Origin of the sequence: Rhodococcus jostii NBRC 16295, from assembly GCF_001894825.1 — a bacterium.
Classification (GTDB): Bacteria; Actinomycetota; Actinomycetes; order Mycobacteriales; family Mycobacteriaceae; genus Rhodococcus_F; species Rhodococcus_F jostii.
Genome location: NZ_BCWY01000194.1, coordinates 1 through 3,732, shown reverse-complemented (window position 1 = coordinate 3,732; position 3,732 = coordinate 1). Strand labels below are relative to the sequence as shown.

The 3,732-nt window shown below is 66.0% G+C and carries 4 protein-coding genes; 2 read left to right on the top strand and 2 right to left on the bottom strand.

Annotated features, from left to right (window positions below; genetic code table 11):
- On the bottom strand, nucleotides 1-785 hold a 785-nt coding region (locus tag RJ1_RS44565), incomplete at its 3' end, for a carbon-nitrogen hydrolase family protein (RefSeq protein ID WP_073371104.1).
- A gap of 43 nt (nucleotides 786-828) precedes the next feature.
- Between RJ1_RS44565 and RJ1_RS44560 the strand changes: the two genes are divergently transcribed.
- A complete protein-coding gene (locus RJ1_RS44560) occupies nucleotides 829-1,500 on the top strand; it encodes a GntR family transcriptional regulator (protein WP_073371101.1) in 672 nt (223 codons plus the stop codon).
- Here RJ1_RS44560 and RJ1_RS44555 read toward each other — a convergent pair.
- Nucleotides 1,472-2,842, bottom strand: a complete 1,371-nt coding sequence (locus tag RJ1_RS44555) for an MFS transporter (protein WP_073371098.1) — start codon at nucleotides 2,840-2,842, stop codon at nucleotides 1,472-1,474. The two genes, RJ1_RS44560 and RJ1_RS44555, sit on opposite strands and share 29 nt — an antisense overlap.
- Nucleotides 2,843-3,041: 199 nt before the next feature.
- On the opposite strand from RJ1_RS44555, the gene RJ1_RS44550 reads away from it, so the two are divergent.
- Complete coding sequence (locus RJ1_RS44550) at nucleotides 3,042-3,731, top strand: DUF2848 domain-containing protein (RefSeq protein ID WP_073371095.1); 690 nt, start codon at nucleotides 3,042-3,044, stop codon at nucleotides 3,729-3,731.
- Nucleotide 3,732: the final 1 nt, after the last annotated feature.

The following is a 3,732-nucleotide window of genomic DNA, read 5'->3' as shown; positions in this document are numbered from 1 at the left end:
TTGGCGAGGACCGGCAACGTCTTTCGCACCTGCGCGACGACGTCCGTGTCGATGTCTACCGTGAGCATCCCCGGGCCCGAGTCGAGTTGGCCCAGAACAGTTCCCGTGGGTGATACGACGATGCTGTGACCGACGCCGAGCGGCGTCGTGTCGGCGACTACCTCGCCGGATGCTGCCGGGTCGGCCTGATCGCAGGCGGCGATGAACGCCGTGGAGTCGAGGGCGCGTGCCCGGGCGAGGAGCGTCCACTGGTCGACCTTGCCGGGGCCGCTGCCCCAGGACGCGGCGACCACGGTCAGGTCCGCACCGCGATCGGCGAGCGTCTGGAAGAGCCCGGGAAAGCGGATGTCGTAACAGGTGGCGATGCCGACTCCGACGCCGTCGACGGTGACGACGAGCGGCTCGGTTCCCGGTGCGACCGTGTCGGATTCTGCGAAGCCGAAGGCGTCGTAGAGATGAATCTTGTCGTAGTGCGTGTCGACGCCCCCGCCGGTGACGAGCAGTGTGTTGCGCACTCTGCCGTCGTCGGAGGGGGTGAACATCCCGGCGACCACGGTGATGCCGGCTCGGTCGGCGCACTCACGGACGGCGTCGGCCCACGGCCCGTCGAGCGGTTGCGCGACGTGGGTGAGCGGTCCGCCGAACCGTTGCATGGTGGCCTCCGGGAACACCACCAGCCGCGACCCCGCGTCCACGGCGGCCGCCACCTGCTTGTCGATCGCTGCCAGGTTGGCCTCGGGGTCGGTCGAACTGGTGATCTGGGCGAGGCTGATGCGTAGCGTCACTATATTGCTCCTAGCTGCTGGTGAAATGGTGTATACATGTTGTATGCAAGAAATGGGTGGGACCGAGGGTCCAGCTGTCGAGTTGTCGGGTCGAGAGAAGGCCTATCTGTACGTCAGGGATCAGGTGCTGACGTCGCCGGCGGCCACCGGTTCCTTTCTCAACGAACAGGAACTCGCGACGCGGATCGGGGTGTCCCGCACTCCCGTTCGTGAGGCGCTGCTCATGCTGCAGGCGGAGGGCCTCGTCGAAATGGTGCCCAAGCGCGGGGCGCACGTCCCCGCGATGTCGGGCCGGCAGATCGCGGAACTGATGGAGTTGCGCGGTGTCCTCGAACGTCACGCCGCCAGCCGCGCCCTCGAGTCGGGGCGGGTGCCCATCGACGCGATGCGTTCGGCGCTGGCGGAGCAGGAAGCGTTCACGACCGATCCGAGCGCGGAAGCGGCCCGTGCCTTCATCGACTGGGATGGCCGTTTCCATCAGTGCCTCATCGATTCGGCCGGGAGCGAGTTGCTCTCGCGCACCTACTCCGGACTCCGGGCGCGCCAGCTCCGGGTCGGTCTGACGGCGCTCTTCAGTGTGTCCGATCGGCAACATCGGGTGTGCGCCGAGCACCAGGCAATCATCGACGCGCTCGAAGCCGGCGACGAGAGCCTGGTGCACGAGAAGATCAACACTCATCTCGAGGTTACGCTTCAGATTCTCTTGCGTGCCTAGCGTTCTCGCTGGCGAGCAGTGCGTAGTGCTCGTCCTCGGTGGGGTCGGGGTTGCGCCCCAGTGCGAGACCGATCAGGGTCAGCACTCCGACGATCAGCACGTAGCCGGCGATCGGCACCCAGCTTTCGGTCCGGCTCAGCAGGTAGGTGAAGATCAGCGGTGCCATCGCGCCGCCGAACACGCCGGCGATCGTGTAGGCGAGTGAACTGCCGGTCGAGCGCAACGCGACGGTGAACTGTTCGGTGACGAACGCCGCCTGGGGTCCGTACATGAACGAGTGGAACGCGAGCCCGACGACTATCCCGACGATGAGCAGCGGGAACGATCCGCCACCGATGACGAGGAAGAAGAGGGCGCTCCAGACGACACCGCCGACGGCCGCGACGGCGTAGACCAGGCGGCGGTTGATGCGATCCGACAGTGCCCCGGCGAGAGGGATCAGGCCCAGCTGGAATGCCGAGCCGATCAGGATGGCGGTGAGCACTTCGCCACGCTCGAAGCCGAGTTCACGGGTGCCGTACGTGATCGCGAAGACCGTGAACAGCGCGTAGATCACGTCCGGGGCGATCCGCGACAGGATCGCGGCGACCAGTGGCCGGGTCTGCTTGGTGAGCACGTCGCGGATGGGGGCTTCGGCGCGGTCGCCGGACTCCTGCAGGGCCTTGAAGACGGGGGTGTCTTCGAGCTTCAGGCGAATCCACAGGCCGAAGCCGACGAGTAGCGCGGACAGGAGGAAGGCGAGCCGCCATCCCCAGGACTCGAATTGGGCCTCGGTCATGGAGATGGTGAGGAGCGCGAGCGCTCCGTTGGCCATCAGATTTCCTGCGGGAGGGCCTATTTGAGCTGCGGATGACCAGAAGCCGCGTTGGCGTGGGTTGCCGTATTCGCTCGACAGGAGGACGGCGCCGCCCCACTCTCCGCCGACCGCCACGCCCTGCGCGAACCGCAGGATCACGAGAATGGCGGGTGCCGCGATACCGATCCGGTCGTAGCCGGGAAGCAGGCCGATCGCGAAGGTCGTCACACCGATCAGGAGCAGGGTGATCACCAGCAGCTGTTTGCGTCCGATGACGTCGCCGAGGCGTCCGAAGACGAACCCTCCGATCGGCCGCGCCACGTAGCCGACGGCGTAGGTGGAGAACGCGAGCAAGGTTCCCGTGAGGGGGTCGCTGCCGGGGAAGAAGATCTGCGGAAAGATCAGTGCGGCCGCCGCCGAGTAGACCGCGAAGTCGTACCACTCCAATGCGGTACCCGTGAGGCTGGCGGCGAAAGCTTTCGCCAGTCCCTTCCTGTCTACGGGTGCCGACCTGCCGGCATCGGTGGAGGTGGACTCTCCGATCATGACAACTCCTTGTGGGTTGAATTCTGGTCCCGCACGGCCCGGTATTTCTGTGTTTCAGCTCACCGCCGCCGTTGTACCAGCTCCATACTTGCTGTATACAAGACGTATGCGCAAGCCCTCGGCGCAGAAAAAACAAGAAAGTAACAAAACGCCCTGATCTCGAGAGGGAACCGGGGCCAGAACTTCAGGAGATCTCCCCATGCCGCAACTCACGTTCACCCTGCCGGACGGCACCGTCGACACCGTTGAGGTCACCACCCTCCTCAACGCCGGTTATGCCGGACGCAACCAGGAAGAGGTCGCGTCGCACATCGCCGAACTCGCAGAACTCGGCGTACCGGCGCCCACGACCATCCCGGCGATGTACCCCATCTCGCCCTACCTCGCGCAGCAGACCACCGAGGTCTTCGTCCAGCACGAGCGGACCTCGGGAGAGGCCGAGTGGGCCCTGGTGATCACCGAGGACGACGTGCTGCTGACCGTCGCCTGCGACCACACCGACCGCGACCTCGAGGTACACAGCGTGGCGTGGAGCAAGAACGCCGCACCCGACGTTCTCGGGTCCCGCGCCTGGCGGTTGTCCGACATCGCCGACCGCCTCGACGACATCACCCTGTCGGCATGGGTCGGCGAAGGCGACGGCGAACCGTCCACCCTGATCCAGACCGGGACGCTCGCCGACCTGCTTGCGCCGAAGTACTGGCTCGACGTCCTTCGCGAGAAGGGACTGCACACGCCGGGGACAGTCCTCGTGTCGGGGACGATCTCGATGCGGCACGGCGTGAACCAGTTCGCCGACTCCTGGAAGGTCGCATTGCGTGATCCGTCCACCGGTGACGAAATCAGCTGCAGCTACCGAACCGTCCGGATGCCGCAGCCGATCGGCTGAT